General features: G+C 69.3%; 18 protein-coding genes. 5 read left to right on the forward strand and 13 right to left on the reverse strand.

All coding sequences use genetic code 11. The features are described 5' to 3' along the window. Window positions 1-119: 119 nt before the first annotated feature. Genes H976_RS0104930 through pafA form a run of 8 tightly spaced genes read right to left on the reverse strand, consistent with a single transcriptional unit; the run spans window position 120 to window position 9,309 of the window. Window positions 120-2,918: an RNA helicase gene (locus H976_RS0104930; RefSeq protein WP_027860641.1), complete on the reverse strand. Its 2,799-nt coding sequence runs from the start codon at window positions 2,916-2,918 to the stop codon at window positions 120-122. A 10-nt stretch (window positions 2,919-2,928) separates the two neighbouring features. Further along, window positions 2,929-3,804 carry a diacylglycerol kinase gene (locus H976_RS0104935; RefSeq protein ID WP_027860642.1) on the reverse strand — a complete coding sequence of 292 codons (876 nt, stop codon included), beginning with the start codon at window positions 3,802-3,804 and terminating at the stop codon, window positions 2,929-2,931. Between the two features lie 29 nt (window positions 3,805-3,833). Further along, window positions 3,834-4,670, reverse strand: coding sequence for a twin-arginine translocase subunit TatC (gene tatC, locus H976_RS0104940; RefSeq protein ID WP_027860643.1), 837 nt, complete (start codon window positions 4,668-4,670; stop codon window positions 3,834-3,836). 18 nt (window positions 4,671-4,688) lie between these two features. After that, on the reverse strand, window positions 4,689-4,970 hold the full coding sequence (gene tatA, locus H976_RS30570; RefSeq protein ID WP_081682715.1) for a twin-arginine translocase TatA/TatE family subunit: 282 nt from the start codon (window positions 4,968-4,970) through the stop codon (window positions 4,689-4,691). A 47-nt stretch (window positions 4,971-5,017) separates the two neighbouring features. Beyond that, the gene (locus H976_RS0104950) at window positions 5,018-6,001 is read right to left on the reverse strand and encodes a YafY family protein (RefSeq protein WP_027860644.1); all 984 of its coding nucleotides are present in this window, start codon (window positions 5,999-6,001) and stop codon (window positions 5,018-5,020) included. Then, window positions 5,998-6,993 carry a YafY family protein gene (locus H976_RS0104955; RefSeq protein WP_027860645.1) on the reverse strand — a complete coding sequence of 332 codons (996 nt, stop codon included), beginning with the start codon at window positions 6,991-6,993 and terminating at the stop codon, window positions 5,998-6,000. Before H976_RS0104955 ends, H976_RS0104950 begins: the two co-directional genes overlap by 4 nt. Window positions 6,994-7,000: 7 nt before the next feature. After that, a complete protein-coding gene (locus H976_RS28515; RefSeq protein WP_051276229.1) occupies window positions 7,001-7,951 on the reverse strand; it encodes an FKBP-type peptidyl-prolyl cis-trans isomerase in 951 nt (316 codons plus the stop codon). After that, entirely contained in the window at window positions 7,948-9,309 is a 1,362-nt protein-coding gene (gene pafA / locus H976_RS0104965; RefSeq protein ID WP_027860646.1) for a Pup--protein ligase, read from the reverse strand. Before pafA ends, H976_RS28515 begins: the two co-directional genes overlap by 4 nt. A 264-nt stretch (window positions 9,310-9,573) precedes the next feature. Between pafA and H976_RS0104970 the strand changes: the two genes are divergently transcribed. Together H976_RS0104970 and H976_RS0104975 are read left to right on the forward strand one after the other, a co-directional pair. Continuing rightward, on the forward strand, window positions 9,574-11,643 hold the full coding sequence (locus H976_RS0104970; RefSeq protein WP_051276231.1) for a M4 family metallopeptidase: 2,070 nt from the start codon (window positions 9,574-9,576) through the stop codon (window positions 11,641-11,643). Window positions 11,644-11,708: 65 nt separating this feature from the next. Further along, window positions 11,709-11,894 (forward strand): hypothetical protein, encoded by a 186-nt coding sequence (locus tag H976_RS0104975; RefSeq protein WP_027860648.1) that lies wholly within the window; start codon window positions 11,709-11,711, stop codon window positions 11,892-11,894. Here H976_RS0104975 and H976_RS0104980 read toward each other — a convergent pair. Beyond that, on the reverse strand, window positions 11,891-12,484 hold the full coding sequence (locus H976_RS0104980) for a TetR/AcrR family transcriptional regulator (protein WP_231388794.1): 594 nt from the start codon (window positions 12,482-12,484) through the stop codon (window positions 11,891-11,893). The two genes, H976_RS0104975 and H976_RS0104980, sit on opposite strands and share 4 nt — an antisense overlap. A gap of 119 nt (window positions 12,485-12,603) precedes the next feature. Here H976_RS0104980 and H976_RS0104985 point away from each other — a divergent pair, with 119 nt between their 5' ends. After that, entirely contained in the window at window positions 12,604-14,016 is a 1,413-nt protein-coding gene (locus H976_RS0104985) for an MFS transporter (protein WP_027860650.1), read from the forward strand. A 28-nt stretch (window positions 14,017-14,044) separates the two neighbouring features. Here the strand turns inward: H976_RS0104985 and prcA are convergent, their stop codons facing one another. The 3 genes from prcA to H976_RS0105000 form a co-directional block, all read right to left on the reverse strand. Beyond that, complete coding sequence (gene prcA / locus H976_RS0104990) at window positions 14,045-14,836, reverse strand: proteasome subunit alpha (protein ID WP_027860651.1); 792 nt, start codon at window positions 14,834-14,836, stop codon at window positions 14,045-14,047. 97 nt (window positions 14,837-14,933) lie between these two features. Next, window positions 14,934-15,776, reverse strand: a complete 843-nt coding sequence (prcB, locus tag H976_RS0104995) for a proteasome subunit beta (protein ID WP_027860652.1) — start codon at window positions 15,774-15,776, stop codon at window positions 14,934-14,936. A gap of 6 nt (window positions 15,777-15,782) precedes the next feature. Then, complete coding sequence (locus H976_RS0105000; protein WP_027860653.1) at window positions 15,783-15,986, reverse strand: ubiquitin-like protein Pup; 204 nt, start codon at window positions 15,984-15,986, stop codon at window positions 15,783-15,785. 182 nt (window positions 15,987-16,168) lie between these two features. Between H976_RS0105000 and H976_RS24580 the strand changes: the two genes are divergently transcribed. Next, a complete protein-coding gene (locus tag H976_RS24580; protein WP_196803967.1) occupies window positions 16,169-17,785 on the forward strand; it encodes a phospholipase D-like domain-containing protein in 1,617 nt (538 codons plus the stop codon). 94 nt (window positions 17,786-17,879) lie between these two features. Continuing rightward, window positions 17,880-19,310 (forward strand): phospholipase D-like domain-containing protein, encoded by a 1,431-nt coding sequence (locus H976_RS0105010; RefSeq protein WP_027860654.1) that lies wholly within the window; start codon window positions 17,880-17,882, stop codon window positions 19,308-19,310. Window positions 19,311-19,452: 142 nt separating this feature from the next. Here the strand turns inward: H976_RS0105010 and dop are convergent, their stop codons facing one another. Continuing rightward, on the reverse strand, window positions 19,453-20,961 hold the full coding sequence (gene dop, locus H976_RS0105015; protein ID WP_196803968.1) for a depupylase/deamidase Dop: 1,509 nt from the start codon (window positions 20,959-20,961) through the stop codon (window positions 19,453-19,455). Window positions 20,962-20,972: the final 11 nt, after the last annotated feature.

Consider the following 20,972-nt stretch of genomic DNA (forward strand, 5'->3'; position numbering starts at 1 on the left):
CCCCCCCACCCCCCCCACGCCACGTCGCAGGCGGGAGGAGGCCTCGCGGGCGACCGAGCTGAGGGCCTAGCTCCCGGCCGGCGCATGCTCAACTCAGCCAGCCGGATCCAGCCGCTGGCCTACTCGCTGACCGACGAGTAGGCCACCACCCCACGTCGCAGGCGGGAGGACGCCTCGCGGGCGACCGAGCGGAGGGCCGAGCTCCCGGCGGCGTCGGCGACCTGGTCGGCGAGGTCGAGCAGCTGCTTGACCCAGCGCACGAAGTCGCCGGCGGCCAGCTCGGTGACGTGCAGGATGTCGTCGAGCTCGTCGCCTTCCGCCCAGCGATAGGCGGCCCAGGCGAAGCCGAGGTCGGGTTCGTGGAGCTGGTCGAGGTGGTGGTCGCGCTCGAGGGCGTCGAGGTCGGACCAGATAGAGACCATGTCGGCGAGCACCTGCCGCACCTCCCCGCCCGGTACCCGTGGGGCGGCGGCGTCGTCGGGACGGCGGGACTCGTAGACCAGGGTCGACAGCACGGCCGCGAGACCGGAGGCGTCGAGGCCGTCCCACAGGCCCGCGCGCAGGGACTCGGCGGTGAGCAGGTCCATCTCGTTGTAGATGCGCATCAGCGTGCGTCCGCGGTCGGTGACCCGCGACGATCCGTCGTGCTCCTCGAGGTAGCCGAGCGCGGTGAGCACGTCGCAGACCCGGTCGAACTGGCGGGCGATGGTGTTGGTGCGCTGCTCGATGCGTCGCTTGAGCGTCTTGGCGTCGCGGTCGAGCTTGAAGTAGCGCTCGGCCCAGCGGGCATGGTCCTCGCGGTCGGGGCAGGCGTGGCACGGGTGCGCCCGCAGCTGGCGGCGGATCTCCTCGATCCGGTGGTCTTCCTCGGGAGTCCGCCCAGACGTGTGGCCGGAGGTGTACTGGCCCTTGCCGGGTGGCGGCGGGGTGAGGTTGTGCGTCCGGTTGCGCAGGGTCGAGGCGAGGTCGCGCCGCGACTGCGGGTTGCGGCCGTTGAAGTTGCGCGGGATCTTCACGCGGGTGATCGAGCCGACCGGCGTCGGGAAGTCGACCACGCTGAGTCGCCGGGCATGGCGGTCCGCGGTGAGCACGTAGGGCCGCGGCCCGTCGCGGTCGGCCCGTGTGCCGGGGTCGATGACGACAGCCATCCCGGCGAAGCGGCCACCGGGCACCTCGATCACGTCACCGGGACGCAACGACTCCAGCGAGTCGATGACCTCCTGGCGACGATCGGCGCGCCGTGACCTGGCGAGGGTCTTCTCGGTCTCGGAGAGGCGGTGCCGCAGGCCGGCGTACTCCATGAAGTCGCCCTTGTCGCAGGCGGCCGCGTCGGCGTACCCCTTCAGTGCGTCTTCGCTCTTGCGCAGCTGTCGAGCGAGTCCCACGACCGCCTTGTCGGCCTGGAACTGGGCGAACGAGGACTCCAGCAGCTCACGCGCCCGCTCGCGACCGAACTGGTGCACCAGGTTCACCGCCATGTTGTACGACGGACGGAAGCTGGACTTGAGCGGGTAGGTGCGGGTCGACGCGAGGCCGGCCACCGCCTTGGGGTCGAGTCCCTGCTGCCAGAGCACCACCCCGTGGCCCTCCACGTCGATGCCACGGCGGCCGGCCCGGCCGGTCAGCTGGGTGTACTCCCCCGGCGTGATGTCGGCGTGGGTCTCGCCGTTCCACTTCGACAGCTTCTCGATCACCACCGACCGCGCCGGCATGTTGATGCCGAGCGCGAGCGTCTCGGTGGCGAACACGACCCGGCACAGCCCTCGCAGGAACAGCTCCTCGACGATCTCCTTGAAGGTCGGCAGCATGCCGGCGTGGTGGGCGGCGATGCCGCGGGTCAGCCCGTCCAGGAACTCGTGGTAGCCCAGCACCTGCAGGTCCTCGTCCGGCAGGTTCGAGCACCGCTCCTCGACGAACGCGAAGATCTCGTCGCGCTCCTCGGGCGTCGTCAGCCGCAGGTTGCTGTTCAGGCACTGCTGGACGGCGGCGTCGCAGCCGACCCGGCTGAAGATGAACACGATGGCGGGCAACAACCCGGCGCGGTCGAGCTGCTCGACGACGTCGGGCCGGCTGGGGCTCCACACGCCTCGGTTGGTGCCGCGGCCGCGGTAGGGCTGCTTGCCTCCGCGCTTGACCCGTCGGTCCTTGATCCGGCCGCTGGCGAAGTCGTCGCGTGCGACCCGCAGGAGCTGCGGGTTGACCTGGGGCTCGCGGTCCTCGATCTCCGAGGGGTCGCCGCTCTCGTCGGCGAACAGGTCGTACATCCGCCGACCGACGATCACGTGCTGGTAGAGCGGAACGGGGCGCCGTTCCTCCACGATGGTGGTCGTCTCACCGCGCACGGTGCCGAGCCACTCCCCGAACTCCTCGGCGTTGCTGACCGTGGCCGACAAGGAGGCCACCGCCACCGACTCCGGGAGGTGGATGATGACTTCCTCCCAGACCGCGCCACGCATCCGGTCGGCGAGGTAGTGCACCTCGTCCATCACCACGAAGCCGAGACCGGTGAGGGTCCGCGACCCGGCGTACAGCATGTTGCGGAGGACCTCGGTGGTCATCACCACGATCGGCGCCTCGCCGTTGATGCTGTTGTCACCGGTCAGCAGGCCGACCTGCTCGGGCCCGTAGCGGCGGACGAGGTCGTTGAACTTCTGGTTCGAGAGCGCCTTGATCGGCGTGGTGTAGAAGCACTTGCGACCGCTCTCCAGCGCCAGGTGCACGGCGAACTCGCCGACGATCGTCTTGCCGGACCCCGTCGGGGCCGCGACCAGCACCGATCGCCCGTCCTCGAGCTCGCGGCACGCGCGCACCTGGAAGTCGTCGAGGGTGAAGGAGAGCCGCGAGGAGAAGTCCGCGAGGCTGGGGTGGGCGCGATGGCGTTGTGCGCGTTCGTAGCGCTCCGCCGGTGACAGGCTCATGACACCTCGCTCATGGGACGAGGACGCGCAGCGCCAGCGGCGCGACCTCCACGGTCAGGGGCAGGGGGGCGAGGCGCTCGCCGTCGGCGTACGCCGTGATGCCGGGTGCAGCGATGGTCACCTTCTTGGCATGGTGGTGCCGGTAGTCGGGGTGGTGGATGTGGGTGCCCTTGAACAGCTTGGGATAGGTGCGGACCAGCTCGACCTTGCTCATCGGCCGGATCACCACCACGTCGAGCAGGCCGTCGTCGAGGACGGCGCCCTCGGTGATCCGCAGGCCGCCTCCGAACGACGGGCCGTTGCCGACTGCGACCATCATCGCCTCGAACCGCTGCTCCTCGCCGTCGATCTCCACGACGTACGGGATGGGCTTGAACGTGCGCAGCTCCGCCAGCGTGGCCAGGTTGTAGCGCATCTGGCCCTTGGGCCAGGTCATCTCGTTCGCCCGCTCGTTGACGATCGCGTCGAAGCCGGCGGCGAGCACGGTCACGAAGTACTTCGACCCGATACGCGCGAGGTCGACCCGACGCTCCTTGCCGCCGATCACCACGTCGGTGGCGGCGGCGATGTCGGACCGAGGCAGGTCGAAGTAGCGGGCCACGTCGTTGCCGGTGCCCGCCGGGACGAGGCCGAGCCTGGTCTCGGAGTCCGCGAGTGCCTGGACGGCGAGGTGCACCATGCCGTCACCGCCGACGACGACGAGGGTCTCCACCTCGTCGGCCACGCACTGCCGGGCGAGGTCGAGTGCCTCGTCGGCGTCGCGACCGACCAGGTTGCGTACGACGTAGCCGGCGTCCCTCAGGCGCGGGAGCACCAGCTCGACCGTGCGCCCGCCCTTCCCCTTCCCGGAGGTGGGGTTGGTGAGAAGGGCGATCTCCTGGGGCACGCTGTGACCCTATCTGTCGGGTTGCAGCCCTAGAGGGGCGAGACGGTGTCGTCGTCCCACTCCTCGGGGCGGCGGGCGCCCTTGCGCTTGTCGAGCAGTCGCGCGATCAGCTCCGAGGCGATCACCAGCACGAGCATCGGGATGGCGAGCATCAGCATCGAGTAGGGGTCGGTCGACGGTGTGGCCACGGCAGCGAACACGAACACCGCGATGATGATCCAGGGCCGGTAGCGGCCCAGGGCCTTGCCGGAGACGACGCCGGCCAGGTTGAGCATGATCACGAACAGCGGGATCTCGAAGGCCACCCCGAAGACGAGCAGCATCCGGGTGATGAAGGTGAAGAAGTCACCGAACTCGGTGAGCTGGATGACTCCCTTGGGGGTGAAGCCGATCAGGGTGGCGATCCCCTTGGGCAGCACGTAGTAGCCGAGGGCCACGCCGACGATGAACAGCGGGCCGGCGGTGAGGGCGAAGATGCGGCTCCAGCGCTTCTCGTTGCGGTGCAGGCCGGGGACGATGAAGCCCCAGATCTCCATCAGCCACAGCGGCGAGGTGACCACCAGTGCGGCGATGCCCGACATCTTGAGCTGGAGCATCAGCGGCGTCCCGACGCCGGTGATGACGGCCTCGGTCTGGGTGGTCTGCCCCAGTGACACCCGGGCCTGGTTGTAGGGGTCGAGGATCAGCTGGAACAGCTGGTCGTAGAAGAACAACGCCACGATGGTGGCGACCACCAGGTAGAGCGCGATCCGCATCACGCGAGCGCGCAGCTCCCGGAAGTGGTCGCCGAGCGACATCCGGCCGCCCTCGCCGATGGGGTCGCGGGGTCGGCCGCTGAACAGGCCGAGGACCCCGGTCAGGGACACAGCGGTGCCGCTCCGGGGTCAGACAGTGCCGGGGGTGCCGGAAGATGTGCCGGGCTCGTCGGTCCCGGCCGCCTTGTTCTGGGCGTCGATCTGACGCTGCTCAGGGGTCTTGGTGTCGTCGTCATCGTCGTCCATCAGCCCCTTCGTCTCGGCCTTGAAGATCCGGAGGGCACGACCACTGCCGCGAGCCAGCTCGGGGAGCTTCTTGGCGCCGAAGAGCAGCACGATGATGCCCACGAGGATCAGCAGCTCCGGAGCGCCGAGACCGGCGAGGAGCGGGATGGCGAGCACGTTGGTCATGGCGGACATGCTACGCCGCGAACCTGAGCGTCACCGTGCACATCGCCCTAAGCGCTGGGTGGGTCGTACAGAGCGAGGGTGGCGCGCGCCGTACGGGCCACCTCTGCGTGCAGCTCGGTCGGCTCCACCACGGTCAGTCCCGGCGCGACGCGGAGGGCCAGACGGACCAGCCAGCGGGGGTCACCGACGCGCAAACGGGCCTCCAGGCGTCCGTCGCCCAGCTCCTCGACGGAGTCGACCGGGTAGTAGTCGGCCACCCAGCGGGCGTAGCGCTCGAGGTGCATCACCGCCGCGACATCGTCGGGTCCGGCCTCGAAGAGGCCCTCGGAGAGGTCGCGCGGCGTGAGGTCGTCGTGCTCCTGACGCGGCTCGTCGACGATCTCGACAGCGTGCATCCGGTCGAGCCGGAACAGCCGGCGCGCCGACGCGAGGTGGCACCAGGCGTCCAAGTAGTCGTGGCCTTCACTGGAGAGCAGCTCGAGCGGATCCACGGTCCGGGTGGTGGTCTCGTCGCGGGTCGGCACGTAGTAGTCGATGCGCGCCTGCCGGTTGCTGCGGATCGCCTCCTCCAGCAGGCCGGTGTTGCGTACGGCGAGGGGCGACTGGCGCAGGTGCACCTCGACGGGCGGGGGTGTCTGCCCGCTCGCCGTGGCGTCCTCGAGCTTGACTAGGCACCGGTCGATCACGTCGTGGGAGGAGTCCGGGCTGCCCTCGCGCAGGGCGCGGAGGGCCACGATCAGGGCCGAGGCCTCGGAGCTGCCGAGGCGTACCGGCCGTGACAGGAAGTCCGCGTTGTCGATGCGTACGACGCCCTCGGGATCGTCCTCGATCGCCTCGAAGTCGACGTCGATCATCTTGTCCGGCGTCAGTCCCGGGAGACCGCACATCCAGAGCACCTTGAGGTCCTTCATGATCTGCTCGGGTCGGACCCCGAAGTCGGCGGCCACCTGACCCAGGGACACGTCGGTGCGCGTCTGGAGGTAGGGCACCAGCGCCAGCAGTCGCGAGACCTGCTCGCGGGCGCCGCTCATCGGCGTGCCCCTGCCGGGTCGGCGGCCACGACGCCCGCCAGTCGGCTCGACACGGCGCTGCGCAGCTCGGCCGGAGACTCGACCACGACCGCGTCGGCGTACCCCAGGAGCTCGCCGGCGAAGTCGCTCTCCGAGACGTAGGGCACCTGGAGCTCGTCCCAGCCCAGGGTGCCGTCCGGACCGGTCACCCCGGTGGCGCTGACCTCGGCCCGGCGGCGCAGGCCGTTGGCGGCACCCGGCCGCGCCAGCACGACGGCCGTCCGGTCGGGTCGCCGCGGAGTGAGCGACTCGGAGAGGGCGCGCAGGTCGGTGCCCTCGGGCACCGTGTAGGACCCGGAGTCCCCGTCGGCCGCGACGCCGGAGACGATCCGGCTGAGCCGGAACATGCGCGGCTCGCCGCGGTCGGTGTCCAGGCCGACGACGTACCAGCGCCCCTGCGCGGTGACCACGCCCCAGGGCTGGAGATGGCGAGTGCGGGACTCGACCTCGTTGGCCCGGGTGTAGTCGAACCGCACCGGCGTGCGGTGCACGGTCGCCTGCCACATCGCCTCGAAGGCCGGCTCCTCCGCAGCGAGAGCGGGAGCCACCTGGTCCAGCTGTTCGCGGTCGAAGCTCAACCCAGCGGCCTTGAGCTTGACCAGGGCATCAGAGGTGGCAGCGGCCAGTCCGGCGTGGCGCCACACCCGCGCGGCCAGGCCCAGCACGGCCACCTCGTCGGCGGTGAAGTCGATCTCGGGAAGCTCGAAGGCATCCCGCTTGATCCGGTAGCCCTGCTCGTCCTCGAAGAACTTGTCGACGTAGCCGACCTCCAGCGGGATGCCGAGTGCGCGCAGGTCGTCCTTGTCGCGCTCGAACATCCGGTCGAAGGCCTCGTCGCTGCTGTCGCGGTAGGGCTCCATCAGGGCCCGGATCTGGTCCTTGGTGGTGTAGTTGCGGGCGACCAGCAGCAGGATCACCAGGTTGAGCAGTCGCTCGGACTTCGCAGCAGACACGGCGCCCTCAGCCCACGCCGAGCACGTCGATGACGAAGACCAACGTGGAGTTGGCCGGGATGCCCGGTTGAGCGGTCTTGCCGTACGCCGTGTCGGGCGGGCAGATCAGCATCACGCGAGCGCCCTCCTTGAGCCCGGCCAGGCCCTGGTCCCAGGCCTTGATGACGCCGCCGAGCCCGATGGAGAACTTCGCGGGCTCCTTGCCGTAGGTGTTGTTGAACGGCTCCTTGGCGCCCCACACCTGACCGATGTAGTCCGCGGCGATCCGGTCGGGGTTCTCGATCGCGGGGCCGGTGCCCTCACGCAGCGGGATGACGGCGAACTTCTTCGGCTTGGCGAGGCCGCTGAAGTCGAGCCTGCTGAGGTCGTCGTCCGACGACTCCAGCTTCGGCGCGGTCGCGGGGGCCGGGAGGCTCTTCCCGGTCGGTCCGTCGAGGATCTTGGTCGGGTCGGTGGAGAGGATGTCGGCCACCATCACCAGCGAGTCGCCCTTCTTGATGCCGAGCTGCGGCGCCCCCGTCGTCCCGTAGGCGTCGTCGGAGGTCGAGGCCACCACCACCCGGCTGTCGGCGCTCCTGCCGACGAGCGAGTTGGTCAGGGAAGGAAAGACCTGGTCGCCGAGCTTGACCTCGAGGGGCCGCTGGCCGGCGTCGTGGGTGGAGATCGCGGTCTTGCCGGTGCGGCCGTCGGCGATCGTGAGGCCCAGGATGGTGGTCGCGTCGGCGCCGACCTCGTCGCCCTTGCCCGACTCGGTGGTCCACGCGGTCGTCTTCTTCACCGTCAGCGGGGTGTCGATCTTGATGGTCGGCTTCTCGGCGTACTTCCCGGTGACCGTGACCTTGTCCTGCAGGCTCGAGGCCTGGTCCTTGTCGGTGGAGCCGCAGGCGGAGACAGCGATGGCTGACACGAGCGCTGTGACGACGACGCCGGCACGGCGGGGGTGGTGAAGCAGGGTCACATTCCCTCTATCAGTCGTTCCACTCGCTCGTCGTGGGAGCGGAAGGGGTCCTTGCACAAGACGGTGCGTTGGGCCTGGTCGTTCAGCTTCAGGTGTACCCAGTCGACGGTGAAGTCACGTCGACGTTCCTGGGCGCGCTTGATGAAGTTGCCCCTCAACCGCGCCCGCGTCGTCTGCGGGGGCACCGACTTGGCCCGGAAGATCGCGAGGTCGTTGGTCACCCGCTTGACCGCACCGCGCTTCTCGAGCAAGTAGTAGAGGCCGCGCTCGCGGTGGATGTCGTGGTAGGCGAGGTCCAGCTGGGCGATCCGGGGGTGCCCGAGGGGCAGCCCGTGGCGCTCGCGGTAGCGCTCGAGCAGCTTCCACTTGATGACCCAGTCGATCTCGCGCTCGACCAGGGACAGGTCACCGGACTCGACTGCCTTCAGGCCCCGCTCCCACAGGTCGAGCGAGGCCTCGATGACGGGGGTGTGCAGCTCGCGTCGGTCGACGAAGTCGCGCACCCGGGTGAGGTACTCGCCCTGGATGTCGAGGACGCTGGCCTCGCGGCCGTTGGCCAGCCGCACCTTGCGCTTGCCGGTCATGTCGTGGGAGATCTCGCGGATCGCCCGGATGGGGTTCTCCATCGTGAGGTCGCGCATCACCACGCCCTCCTCGATCATCCGCAGCACGAGGTCGCAGCTCGCCACCTTGAGCATGGTGGTGGTCTCGCTCATGTTGGAGTCGCCGACGATCACGTGCAGGCGGCGGAAGCGCTCGGCGTCGGCATGGGGCTCGTCGCGGGTGTTGATGATCGGCCGCGACCGGGTGGTGGCGCTGGAGACCCCCTCCCAGATGTGCTCGGCCCGCTGGCTCACGGAGTACGACGCGCCGCGCGGCGTCTGGGTCACCTTGCCGGCGCCGCAGATGATCTGGCGCGTCACCAGGAACGGGATGAGTACGTCGGCCAGCTTGCTGAACTCACCGTGCCGGCTGACCAGGTAGTTCTCGTGACAGCCGTAGGAGTTGCCGGCACTGTCGGTGTTGTTCTTGAACAGGTAGACGTCGCCGGAGATGCCCTCGTCGCGCAGTCGCCGCTCGGCGTCGACGAGCAGCCCCTCGAGGACCCGCTCCCCCGCCTTGTCGTGGGTGACCAGGTCGATGATGTCGTCGCACTCGGGGGTGGCGTACTCGGGGTGGCTGCCGACGTCGAGGTAGAGCCTGGCGCCGTTGGCCAGGAAGACGTTGCTGCTGCGGCCCCAGCTGACGACCTTGCGGAACAGGTAGCGGGCGACCTCGTCGGGAGACAGCCGCCGCTGCCCCTTGAACGTGCACGTGACGCCGTACTCGTTCTCGATCCCGAAGATTCGCCGGTCCACGCTCACACCCTATGCGTCCGATGGCTGGTCGGCGGGCGCCCGCGCGGACCGGTTCACGAAACTGTGCAGATCTGCAGGAACATGCAGCGCACATTCTCCGGGCTGTTGCACCACGCCGGGGCAGGCAAGGCTCTGCGCAGCCATCGCGCCCTCCCCCACGAGACCCACCGGTCGAGTGCGGCCCGGCGCCTGGCGCCGGCACGGAGATCCCGGCCGGTCGCAGAGAAAGGGAGTGCTGTGAATCGAGCACATCTCGGGACATGCGTGGGAGCCGTCGCGGCTCTCGCGCTGAGCTCCCTGGCCATGGCGGGGACGGTCCACGCCGCCACGCCGGCCACGGTCACGTCGGGCCCGTCCGGGCACCAGACCAGCCATCGAGCGGATCCGTCGTTCGGTCCGGGCCAGCGCAAGGCCGCGGTGGCTGATGCCAAGAAGGGCGAGGACACCCGCGCGCGACAGCTCCACCTCGGCGCGAAGCAGGACCTCGTCGTCAAGGACGTCCAGCGCGACGTCGACGGCGTCGAGCACGTCCGCTACGAGCGGACCTACGCCGGTCTTCCGGTCGTGGGCGGCGACCTCGTCGTGCACCAGACCGGGTCCGGTGCGCCGCAGACGGTCGACTGGGCCTCCCGGGCCGACATCACCCTCGGCTCGACCACGCCCGGCGTGGCGGCCGGCAAGGTCCGCGGCCAGGACGCCCGCAAGGTCGTGTACGCCGCCAACCACAAGCCGGTGCTGGCCTGGGAGTCGACGGTGACCGGGACCGCGAAGGACGGGACGCCGATCCGCAACCTCGTCTACACCGACGCGCGCAACGGCCAGCAGCTCGCCGTACTGCCGCAGATCGTGACCGACACCGGCACCGGCAGCTCGCTCTACAGCGGCACCGTCAGCCTCACCACCACTCCCAGCGGCTCGAGCTGGACGCTGACCGACGGAGCACGCGGCGGCCACAAGACCTACGACGCCACCGGGATCACCAGCGAGAGCGACTACCGCACGGGGACCCTGTTCACCGACGCCGACGACGTCTGGGGCACCGGCACCACCTCGAGCAAGCAGAGCGCTGCTGTCGACGCACACTACGGCGCCGCGCTGACGTGGGACTTCTACAAGAACACCTTCGGCCGCAGCGGCATCCGCAACAACGGCGTCGCGGCGTTCTCGCGAGTCCACTTCGGCAACAGCTACGAGAACGCCTTCTGGGACGACTCGTGCTTCTGCATGACCTACGGCGACGGTGGTGCCAGCCTCAAACCGGTCGTGGCGATCGACGTGGCCGGCCACGAGATGTCCCACGGTGTCACCGCGGCCACCGACGGCCTGGGGTACTCCGGCGACGCGGGCGGCCTCAACGAGTCGACCTCCGACGTGATGGGCACGATGGTGGAGTTCTCCGCCAACAACTCCAGCGACCCCGGTGACTACTACATCGGCGAGAAGATCATGAAGGACGGCACCTACCTGCGACGGATGGACAACCCGTCCGCCGACGGCGGCTCGGTGAACTGCTGGTCGACGAGCACCAAGAACCTCGACCCGCACTACTCCTCGGGCGTGGGCAACCACCTGTTCTACCTGCTCGCCGAGGGGACCGGGTCGAAGACCATCGGTGGCCTGCCGCACAACGGCACGACCTGCAACGGCACCACGCTGACCGGCATCGGGCGGGCGGCCGCTGCCGCGGAGTGGTACCGCTCGATGACGACCTACTGGACCTCGACCACGACCTACCCGCAGGCCGCCAACGGGATGATCAAGGCCGCCAAGGACCTCTACGGCGCAACCTCGGCCCAGTGCACGGCGACCGTTGCCGCCTGGAAGGGCGTCAGCGTCACGCCGACCGAGACGTGCGGGACCACCGGTGGCGGCGGGACGGGCAGCAACCTGCTGGCCAACCCGGGCTTCGAGTCCGGTGCGACCTCGTGGACGTCGAGCAGCGGAGTGATCACCAACTCCACGAGCGGCACCCCGCACGCGGGCAGCTACTACGCCTGGCTCGACGGGTACGGCACCACGCACACCGACACGCTGTCGCAGACCGTCACGGTCCCGTCGGCGTCGAAGGCGACGTTGTCCTTCTACCTCTACGTGGACACCGAGGAGTCCGGCAGCACGGCGTACGACAAGCTCACCGTCGCGGTCACGAGCGGGGGTACGACGACGACCAGGGCGACGTACTCCAACGCGAACGCGAGCTCTGGCTACGTGCAGAAGACGATCGACCTCTCGGCGTACACCGGGAAGACGATCACCCTGAAGCTCACCGGCACCGAGGACTCCTCGGCGGCGACGAGCTTCCTGCTCGACGACACCAGCCTGACGACCGGCTGAGCAGCGCCGACGTGCACGGCAGCGGGGTCCGGGCCGGAAGGCCCGGACCCCGTTATGCTCCGTGAATGGACCAGGTCACAGCACCGTTGACGCTGGGGATCCCCGGCCTCCTGCTGATCGCCATCATCGTGCTGGTCGTCATCTTCGGGGCCGTGCTCCTGGTCGTCTTCCTGGTCGGCCGGGCCCCCAGGTCGCACGACGAGCCGCCGCCCCCGGAGGCGCCGAGAGATGCCGGAGAGCCGCCGGCCTAGTCGCTCGGGTCGACGAGGATCCCGTCGAGGACGATCGCGAGCATCGGCTCCGCGTCGTCGGCCCCGATGCCGGACTGGTCGACGACGGTGGCGATGCCGCTGACGATGCGCATCACCTCGCGGGCGTCGACGCCGTCGCGCAGGGCACCCTTGTCGCGCACGCTGTCGAGCACCTTCTGGTTGGCGCCGACCAGTATCTGGCACTTGCGGTAGATCGGTGAGGCCGGGTCGTCCATCGCGGCCATCACCTTCGCGGCCGCGCCGTGGTAGATCCCGACGTTCTCCACGAACTTGCTGAACCAGCCCGAGAGCGCCTCGCGCGGCGGCAGCTCGGAAGCGGCGGCCTCGTCGCTGTCGGCGTTGATCCGGTCGGCCCAGTCGCGCATCACCGCGTCGATGAGGGCCTCGCGCGTCGGGAAGTGTCGGTAGAGGGTGCCGGGGCCGACCCCTGCCCGCTTGGCGATCTCGTCCAGGGAGGCGTCCGCCCCGCGCTCACGGAACATGGCCCGCGCGGTCTCCACGATCTTGTCGTAGTTGCGCTGGGCGTCGGCTCGCAGCGGCTTGCGCTCGACCCCGGTCGTGGTGGACACCTCGGCACCCAATTGCGTTGCACCCCTTGCTAAGCGGAGACTGTCTCCGCTACTGTAGCTGCTAACCGGAGGAACTCTCCGATAAGTCTACGTCACTCTCGTGAGACAAGGAACTTCCCATGTCACCTCAGGTGAAGCGCGCCCTCGGACTGGCGCTCATCCTCACCGTCCAGCTCATGCTCATCCTCGACATGGCCGTGGTGAACGTCGCCCTCCCCGACATCCGCGGAGACCTCGGCTTCACCCCGTCGGCCCTGTCGTGGGTCCTGAACGGCTACACCCTGACCTTCGGCGGCCTGCTGCTCCTCGGCAGCCGCCTCGGCGACGTCTTCGGCCGTCGCCGCACTTTCATGGCCGGCCTGGCGCTGTTCACCACCGCCTCGCTCCTCGGCGGCCTGGCCCCCACGGCCGAGCTGCTGGTCGCCGCCCGGGCGCTCCAGGGCGTCGGTGCCGCCATCGCGGCCCCGAGCGTGCTGGCCCTGCTCACCACTTCGGCTCCGGATGCGGCCGCCCGCAACAAGGCGCTCGCCCTGTTCAGTGCGGTTTCCTCGGCCGGTGCCTCGATCGGCCTGCTGCTCGGCGGCGTGCTGACCGGCTACGCCTCGTGGCGCTGGTCATTGCTGATCAACGTCCCGCTCGGCATCGTGGTGCTGCTCGCGGTCCGGCGCCTGGTCGCGGAGACCGAGCGCCAGCACGCCCGCTTCGACGTGGCCGGCGCCGTCATGGCGACGCTCGGCTCGGCCAGCCTGGTGTTCGCGTTCATCAACGCTCCCGACCACGGGTGGACCTCCGCGGGCACGCTCGCTGCGTTCGCCGTCGCGGTCGTCCTGCTCGGCTCGTTCGCGGTGCACCAGCGGCGTACGGCAGCCCCGCTCCTCCCGACGGAGCTGCTGCGCAGTCGCATGCGGGTCGGTGCCGTCACGGTGATGGCACTGTTCGTGGGAGCGCAGTTCGCGTTCTTCTTCTTCACCGTGCAGTTCATGCAGGGCGTGCTCGGGTACGGCGCCCTCCGCTCGGGCTTCGCGTTCCTGCCGCTCACCCTGCTGATCTTCGCCACCTCGCGGGTCTCCCCGCGGCTGGTGCAGCGGTTCGGCGTACGCCCGCTGATCGCGACCGGCGCCAGCCTGGTCGCCGTCGCGAACCTGTGGGTCTCGGCCCTCGGCAGCGACAGCGGCTACGTCGACGGGCTGCTCGGCCCGATGCTGCTCGTCGGGATCGGTGCCGGCCTGACCTTCATGCCGATCACCGTTGCGGTGCTCAGTGACGTCGAGCCGGCCCACGCCGGGTCAGCGTCCGGCCTGCTCCAGATGTCGCAGCAGGTCGGCGGCAGCCTGGGTCTCGCCGTGCTGGTCACCGTCTACGCCTCGCACACCGTGCCGGGCGACGTGGTGGCCGGGATGCGGCAGTCCTTCGAGACCGGCGCCGGGTTCCTGGCGCTGGGCGTGCTCGTGGCCCTGGTGATGCTGCGGCGCCCCCGCCCGGAGGGCACCGACGCAGCCGTCGAGGACGCTGCGCTCGAGCTCGCGGCCTGACGCACGCCGGACGAGCCGCTCCTCGCACCTACGGTGCGATGGGCGGCTCGTCGTCGTTCCCGGCAGGTGCCGCAGGAGGCGTCACGGGATCGGAGGAGGTCTCCTCGGCCTTGGCCGACTCACCCTTGTCCCCCAGGATCCCGACCAGCACCGGTGGGGCGATCCGCTTGAACTTGCGCTCCTGGCTGCGGGTGCGGTCGAGGACCGCGACCTCGAGGTCGCGCGCCGGCACGTCCCGGTGACCGGTCTCGCTCTGCCCGAGCGCAGCGGCCGCCAGGGCGAGGGCCTCGTCGCGCGCCAGTCCGGGGGCGTAGCGCTCCTTGAGGTACGTCGTCACCGCCTCCGCCGCTCCACCCATGACGGCGTAGTCGTGCTCCTCGACGACCTGGCCGTCGAAGGTGAGTCGGAAGATCTGGTCGTCGTCGGCCGTGTCGCCGACCTCGGCCACGAAGATCTCGATCTCGTAGGGCTTCTCTCCCCCGCTGGAGAAGATCGTGCCCAACGTCTGGGCGTAGGCGTTGGCCAGTCCACGTCCGGTCACGTCGCGGCGGTCGTAGGAGTAGCCCCGCATGTCGGCGAGGCGGACGCCGGCGATGCGGAGGTTCTCGAACTCGTTGTAGCGACCCACCGCGGCGAAGGCGATCCGGTCGTAGATCTCGCTGATCTTGTGCAGCGCGGCCGAGGGGTTCTCGGAGACGAAGAGCACGCCGTCGGCGTACCGCACCACCGCGACGGAGCGCCCGCGGGCGATGCCCTTGCGCGCGAAGTCCGCCCGGTCCTTCATCAGCTGCTCGGGCGACACATAGAACGGCATGGTCATTGGGGACCTCGCTTCGCTCGGGTGGGAGATGACTCTGCCGGGGCACTCTGTCTGATCGTTCGCTCGCTCACGGGCATGAGGTGGGCTCCTCGAGGGGTCACGTGAGGGAGGCGTTGGGGCCGTCGGGTCGCTGCATCCGGCCGCTGACGACCTCGTCGGCGATCGCGGCGACCTGGTCCTGCGACATCCGGGTGTGGCCGTCGGCGGTGATCACGCTGACGACCGGGAAGATCCGGCGGGTGAGGTCGGGTCCACCGGTGGCGGAGTCGTCGTCGGCGGCGTCGTACAAGGACTGGATGAGCGCGGTGACGCACTGCTGCTGGTCGAGGTCGTCGCGGTAGAGCTTCTTCAGCGAGCCGCGGGCGAACACCGACCCGGAGCCGACCGAGTGGAACGCGGTCTCCTCGTAGCGACCACCGGTGACGTCGTAGGAGAAGATGCGGCCCTGCTCGCTGATCAGGTCGAAGCCGGCGAACAGGGGGACGACGGCGAGGCCCTGCATCGCCATCCCGAGGTTGCCGCGGATGAGGGCGGAGAGCCGGTTGGCCTTGCCGTCGATGGAGAGCGTGGTGCCCTCGATCTTCTCGTAGTGCTCGAGCTCGGTCTGGAAGAGCCGGACCAGCTCGACCGCGAGTCCCGCGGTGCCGGCAATGCCGACGCAGGAGTACTCGTCGGTCGGGAAGACCTTCTCGATGTCGCGCTGGGCGATGATGTTGCCCATCGTGGCCCGGCGGTCACCGGCCATCACGACACCGCCGTCGAACGTCGCCGCCACGATCGTGGTGGCGTGCGGCGCCAGGTCGGCAGCACTGCCGGCGGGCAGCGTCATCCGTGACGGGAGCAGCTCGGGCGAGACAGCGCCGACGAACTCGGAGAAGGAGGACGTGCCGGGAGTCAGGTAGGACTCAGGCAGTCGGGCACCAGAGGTGGGTGGAGTCATCGAGGCTCACTGACCGCCCTTCTGGATGAACGACTTCACGAAGTCCTCGGCGTTGGTCTCGAGGACGTCATCGATGTCCTCGAGGATCGCGTCGATGTCCTCGTCGAGCTGCTCCTTGCGTTCGGTGACGGCATCGGCCGGTGCGGGCGCTGCATCGGTCGGCTCGTCTTCCTCGTGGGACTTGCGCGGCTGCTTCTGCTCCTGCGCCATGGCGACCTCCTGTGACCGGACGCTGGTACGTCGTTGTCTCGACCCTATCCACTCACCCGAGCGGTGTGCCGCGAACACACCTGATGAGAACGGCGCCGTGGCCCACGCGGCATGCCTCCCCCCAAACCGGTCGAAACCGTGGTGGGCTGGGGACGACCTGTTCCTTGTCCGGAAGAAGACAGATGTCTCTCCCCCTCAAGGCCTTCCCCCATGGTCGGCCGGTTACCCCTGCGCGTGCCTCCGCGCGTGCCCTTGCCACCGTGCTCGTCACGCTGGTGGCCCTGCTCCTCACGCTGCTCTCGTTCGCCCCCGCGGGTGCGACGAGCACGCCGCAGCACCCGGCTGCCAAGCAGACCAGACAGCAGGCACAGCACCAGACCCACCACAAGCCCAAGCACCGCAAGAAGCAGCACAAGAAGAAGCAGCACAAGAAGCAGGCGAAGAAGCAGCACCCGAAGCCCAAGCCGAAGCCGAGGAAGCCCCAGGCGCCGCCGAAGCCTCCCGGGCAGCCGCCGCGCAGCTACGTGGTGCCGGACACCAGCTACTTCAGCTACCCCAACCTGGGCAAGGCCGAGCGGTTGGCGATCCGCAACCGGGTGCTGAAGACGATCAACAGCACCTGGGGCGGGCGCCGTACCAGCATCGGCACGCCCCGACCGGAGAACGGCTCCATCCGGATCGCGACCTGGTCCTTCGACGACTGGGATGTCGCTCACGCACTGGTGGCCGCACGCAAGCGTGGCGTCAGCGTGCAGGTCGTCGCCGCCAAGACCCGCAACCAGACCCACGGCGCGTGGCGCTGGCTGCGCAAGCGGCTCGGTCAGAAGCTCTACCGGCCGGGCTACCCGCTGAGTCGTGACACCGCCAGCTTCGCCCGCGTCTGCCGCGGCGCCTGCCGGGGTCCGGGTGGTACGCCGCACGCGAAGTACTTCCTGTTCAAGGACGTCGGCGCCGCGCACGTCCCGGCCATCACGTTCCAGACCTCGATGAACCTGACCTACATGGCCTACCAGGGACAGTGGAACCAGGCGCAGGTCTCCCACTCCCCCGATGTCTACGCCGACTTCCTGAGCATCTTCAAGCAGGCGAGGCTGGCCCGACCGGTGGCGCAGCCCTACCACGTGAAGGTGCTCGGACCGGTCGTCGACTACTTCTTCCCCCGACCCCAGGCCACGGCGGCGGAGGATCCCGCGCTGCAGATCCTGAACGCCACCCGTTGCGTCGGGGCGACCACCCCGGGCGGCAGGACCAAGATCCGCGTCAACCAGTACGCCATCTACGGCGACCGCGGGGTGTGGCTCTCCAAGAAGCTGCGAGCCCTGTGGAAGGCGGGCTGCGACGTCTCCATCATCTACTCGGTCAGCAGCCGGCCGGTGCTCTCCATCCTGCGCAACCCGACCGGGCGTGGCCCGATACCGATGCGGCAGTCGGTGGTGACCGACTCCTGGGGCAACCTGGTCAAGTACAACCACAGCAAGTGGATGACGATCATCGGCGCCTGGGGCAAGTCGCAGGGGACCTACGTGACCTTCAGCGGGTCGGCCAACTGGGCCAACCTCGCCTTCGGTGACGACGAGCAGATGCAGCGCATCTCCAGCACGCGCGAGGCCCTGCGCTACAACGCCAACTTCGTGAAGACGTGGAAGCAAGAGTCCTCCGACGAGCCCAGCTACGGCCGGGTGGCAGCCTTCGGTCGCGGCCGGGCGCCGTACCTCGCCCGGGCTGCGCTGCTCCGTGGGCTGCCCGAGGACGAGCCGGCCTTCGGTCAGGGGATCTACCGCTACATGGAGAGCGACTGAGGGCCGAGGCGCTCCCCAATATCGAGACTGCTGCGTGTTAGTTTCCAAGTCCCTTTCGGGGCTCTCGGTCCGCTACTCCTGCGAAGGAGATCCCATGCGTCGTACGCCGCGCGCGATCCTGCTCGCCCTGGTCTCCGTCCTGGTGGCGACGGGACTCACCACGACTTCCGCATCAGCCGCCCCGTCCGCCGAGGCGCAGACCGTCGCCGCCGCGCCTGCTGCGAGGAAGGCGGCCCGGGACATCGGGACGCCGCCGATCATCTACGCGCCCCCCTCGGGGAACTACTTCGCCTACCCCAACCGCAGCAAGCAGGCGAAGCTGGCCATCCGCAACCGGGTGCTGAACAGCATCAAGGGCACCTGGGGCGGCCGCCGCACGAGCATCGGCACCCCGATGCCGGGCAACGGCAAGATCCGCATCGCCACCTGGACCTTCGACGACTGGTCGATCGCCCGCGCACTCGTCGCGGCGCGCGCTCGAGGCGTGAGCGTGCAGGTGATCGCTGCCAAGGCGGCCAACAAGCAGAAGGGTCCGTGGAAGTACCTCAAGAAGCGCCTCGGCAGTCGCCTGATCCGACCCGGCTACCCCGCCAGCGCCGACACCGTCAGCTTCGCTCGTGAGTGCCGCGGCTCCTGCCGCGGTCCCGGGGGGACCGCCCACGCGAAGTACTTCCTCTTCGACAAGATCGGCCGCGGCCACCAGCGCTACGTCACCTTCCAGACCTCGATGAACCTCACCAGGTTCGGCTACACCGGCCAGTGGAACCAGGCGACGGTGATGAAGTTCAAGTCGGTCTACGACGACTACCTGGGCGTGTTCAAGCAGGCACGGCTCGCGCACCGGACCACGAGTCCCTACCACGTGCGCACCGTCGGGCCGAAGGCCCTCGACTACTTCTTCCCACGTCCGGGAGCGCGAGCTGCCGAGGACCCCGTCATGCAGACGCTCCGCCTGGTCAGCTGCACCGGCGCCGGGTACGGCGGAACGGCCAACCACCGCACGCGCATCCGGATCATCCAGTACGCCATGTACGGCGACCGCGGCGTCTGGATCGCCAAGCGCCTCCGCGCGCTGTGGAACGCCGGCTGCGACGTCCGGATGATCTACAGCGTGATCACCCGCCCGGTGCTGCAGATCCTGCGCAGCGGCTCCGGTCGTGGCCCGATCCCCCTGCGGCAGTCGGTGACCAAGAACGGCGCCGGCGAGATCGTGAAGTACAACCACAGCAAGTGGATGACGATCACCGGCCACTGGGGCTCGCTGACCTCGGCCTGGGTCACCTTCAACGGCTCGGCCAACTGGTCCCTGGCCGCCTTCGCCAACGACGAGCAGATGCAGCGGATCCGCGACGTGTCCCAGACCAAGCCCTACCTGGCCGCGTTCAACACCACCTGGAACCAGAAGACCTCGAAGAAGCCCCCGCACGCCCGCCTCTCGGCATCCGGCCGGGCACTGCCCATCCCGGGTGTCCCCGAGACGGCGCCGACCTGGGGCAAGGGGATCTACAAGTTCATGCAGCCCTGACGCTGGTCGCGAATGAGTGAGAGCCAACCGGTCGCGTCTCGGGTCACGACTGGCTGGCTCTCAGCGAAGAACCTAGTACGCCGCCCTGAACGCGCTCTGGGAAATGTCCAAGAACGCCCTGTGTCGTGGTGTCCGGGCAGCGTCAGCGGGCGGTGAGGGCCTCGAACAGTCCGAGCGCGGTGTCGTGCTCGTCGAGGAGGGCGCCGACGTGGGCGCGGCTGCCGCGCAGGGGGTCGATGGTGGGGACGCGCTGGAGCGACTCGTGGCCCGGGAGGTCGAAGATCACCGAGTCCCAGGAGGCGGCGGCGATGTTGTCGGCGTACTTGCTCAGGCAGCGGCCACGGAAGTAGGCGCGGGTGTCCTCGGGGGGTTCGTGCATGGCCTCCTCGACGACGGAGTCGGAGACCAGCCGCTTCATCCGGCCGAGCTTGAGCAGCCGGTGGTAGAGCCCTTTCTCGGGTCGCAGGTCGGCGTACTGCAGGTCGATCAGGTGCAGCTTGGCGTCGGACCACGCCAGGCCGTCGCGGTCGCGGTAGGAGTTGAGCAGCTTCAGCTTGGCCACCCAGTCGAGCTCGTCGGCGCACTCGAAGGGGTCGCGCTCGAGACGGGTGAGCACCGACTCCCAGCGCTTCATGACGTCCTTGGTGGGCGGGTCGACGTCACCGCCGCGACGCTCCTCGAGGTAGCGCTCGGCGAGGTGGAAGTACTCCCACTGCAGCTGTACGGCGGTCATCTTGCGCCCGTCGCCGACCTCCAGCAGGTGGGTGAGGCCGGGGTCGTGGGAGACCTCCTTGAGCGAGGCCACCGGCCGCGAGACGCTCAGGTCGGCAGTGATGAACCGGTCCTCGATCATGGAGAGCACCAGCGCGGCGGTGCCGACCTTGAGGTAGGTCGAGGTCTCGGCCAGGTTGGCGTCGCCGATGATCACGTGCAGCCGGCGGTACTTCTCCGGATCGGCGTGCGGCTCGTCACGGGTGTTGATGATCGGCCGCTTGAGGGTCGTCTCGAGGCCGACCTCCACCTCGAAGTAGTCGGCCCGCTGGCTGATCTGGAAGCCGTCGCCGTGCCCGTCCTGGCCCAGCCCGACCCGGCCGGCGCCGCAGACCACCTGACGGCTGACGAAGAACGGCGTGAGGTGGCGCACGATGTCGCCGAACGGCGTGGAGCGGCGGACCAGGTAGTTCTCGTGGGCGCCGTACGACGCTCCCTTGTTGTCGGTGTTGTTCTTGTAGAGGACCAGGTCGCCCTCGCCCGGCACGGCGGCGAACCGGGTGGCGTCGAGCGCGATCTGCTCCCCCGCCTTGTCCCAGATGACGATGTCCATCGGGTTGGTGCACTCGGGTGTGGAGTACTCGGGATGCGCGTGGTCGACGTAGAGCCGGGCACCGTTGGTGAGGATCACGTTGGCCAGGCCGAGGTCCTCGTCGGTCAGCTGGCTGGGATCGGCGACGTCGCGGGACATGTCGAAGCCTCGGGCGTCGCGCAGCGGCGACTCCTCCTCGAAGTCCCAGCGGGCCCGCCGCGCCTTCAGGGTGGCGGTGGCATAGGCGTTCACCAGTCGGGTGCTCGCCACCATGGGGTTGGCGTGCGGGTGCCCGGAGACCGAGATGCCGAACTCGGTCTCGGTCCCCATGACACGACGAACACTCATGGGCCGAGCGT

Origin of the sequence: Marmoricola sp. URHB0036, assembly GCF_000426045.1 — a bacterium.
Taxonomy (GTDB): domain Bacteria; phylum Actinomycetota; class Actinomycetes; order Propionibacteriales; family Nocardioidaceae; genus Marmoricola.

Coding starts and splice junctions, on each gene's coding strand:
- H976_RS0104930 (WP_027860641.1), bottom strand. CDS start 2,918: ATGAGCCTGTCACCGGCGGAGCGCTACGAACGCGCACAACGCCATCGC.
- tatA (WP_081682715.1), bottom strand. CDS start 4,970: ATGACCAACGTGCTCGCCATCCCGCTCCTCGCCGGTCTCGGCGCTCCG.
- H976_RS0104950 (WP_027860644.1), bottom strand. CDS start 6,001: ATGAGCGGCGCCCGCGAGCAGGTCTCGCGACTGCTGGCGCTGGTGCCC.
- H976_RS0104975 (WP_027860648.1), top strand. CDS start 11,709: ATGGACCAGGTCACAGCACCGTTGACGCTGGGGATCCCCGGCCTCCTG.
- H976_RS0104985 (WP_027860650.1), top strand. CDS start 12,604: ATGTCACCTCAGGTGAAGCGCGCCCTCGGACTGGCGCTCATCCTCACC.
- prcA (WP_027860651.1), bottom strand. CDS start 14,836: ATGACCATGCCGTTCTATGTGTCGCCCGAGCAGCTGATGAAGGACCGG.
- prcB (WP_027860652.1), bottom strand. CDS start 15,776: ATGACTCCACCCACCTCTGGTGCCCGACTGCCTGAGTCCTACCTGACT.
- H976_RS0105000 (WP_027860653.1), bottom strand. CDS start 15,986: ATGGCGCAGGAGCAGAAGCAGCCGCGCAAGTCCCACGAGGAAGACGAG.
- H976_RS24580 (WP_196803967.1), top strand. CDS start 16,169: ATGTCTCTCCCCCTCAAGGCCTTCCCCCATGGTCGGCCGGTTACCCCT.
- H976_RS0105010 (WP_027860654.1), top strand. CDS start 17,880: ATGCGTCGTACGCCGCGCGCGATCCTGCTCGCCCTGGTCTCCGTCCTG.
- dop (WP_196803968.1), bottom strand. CDS start 20,961: ATGAGTGTTCGTCGTGTCATGGGGACCGAGACCGAGTTCGGCATCTCG.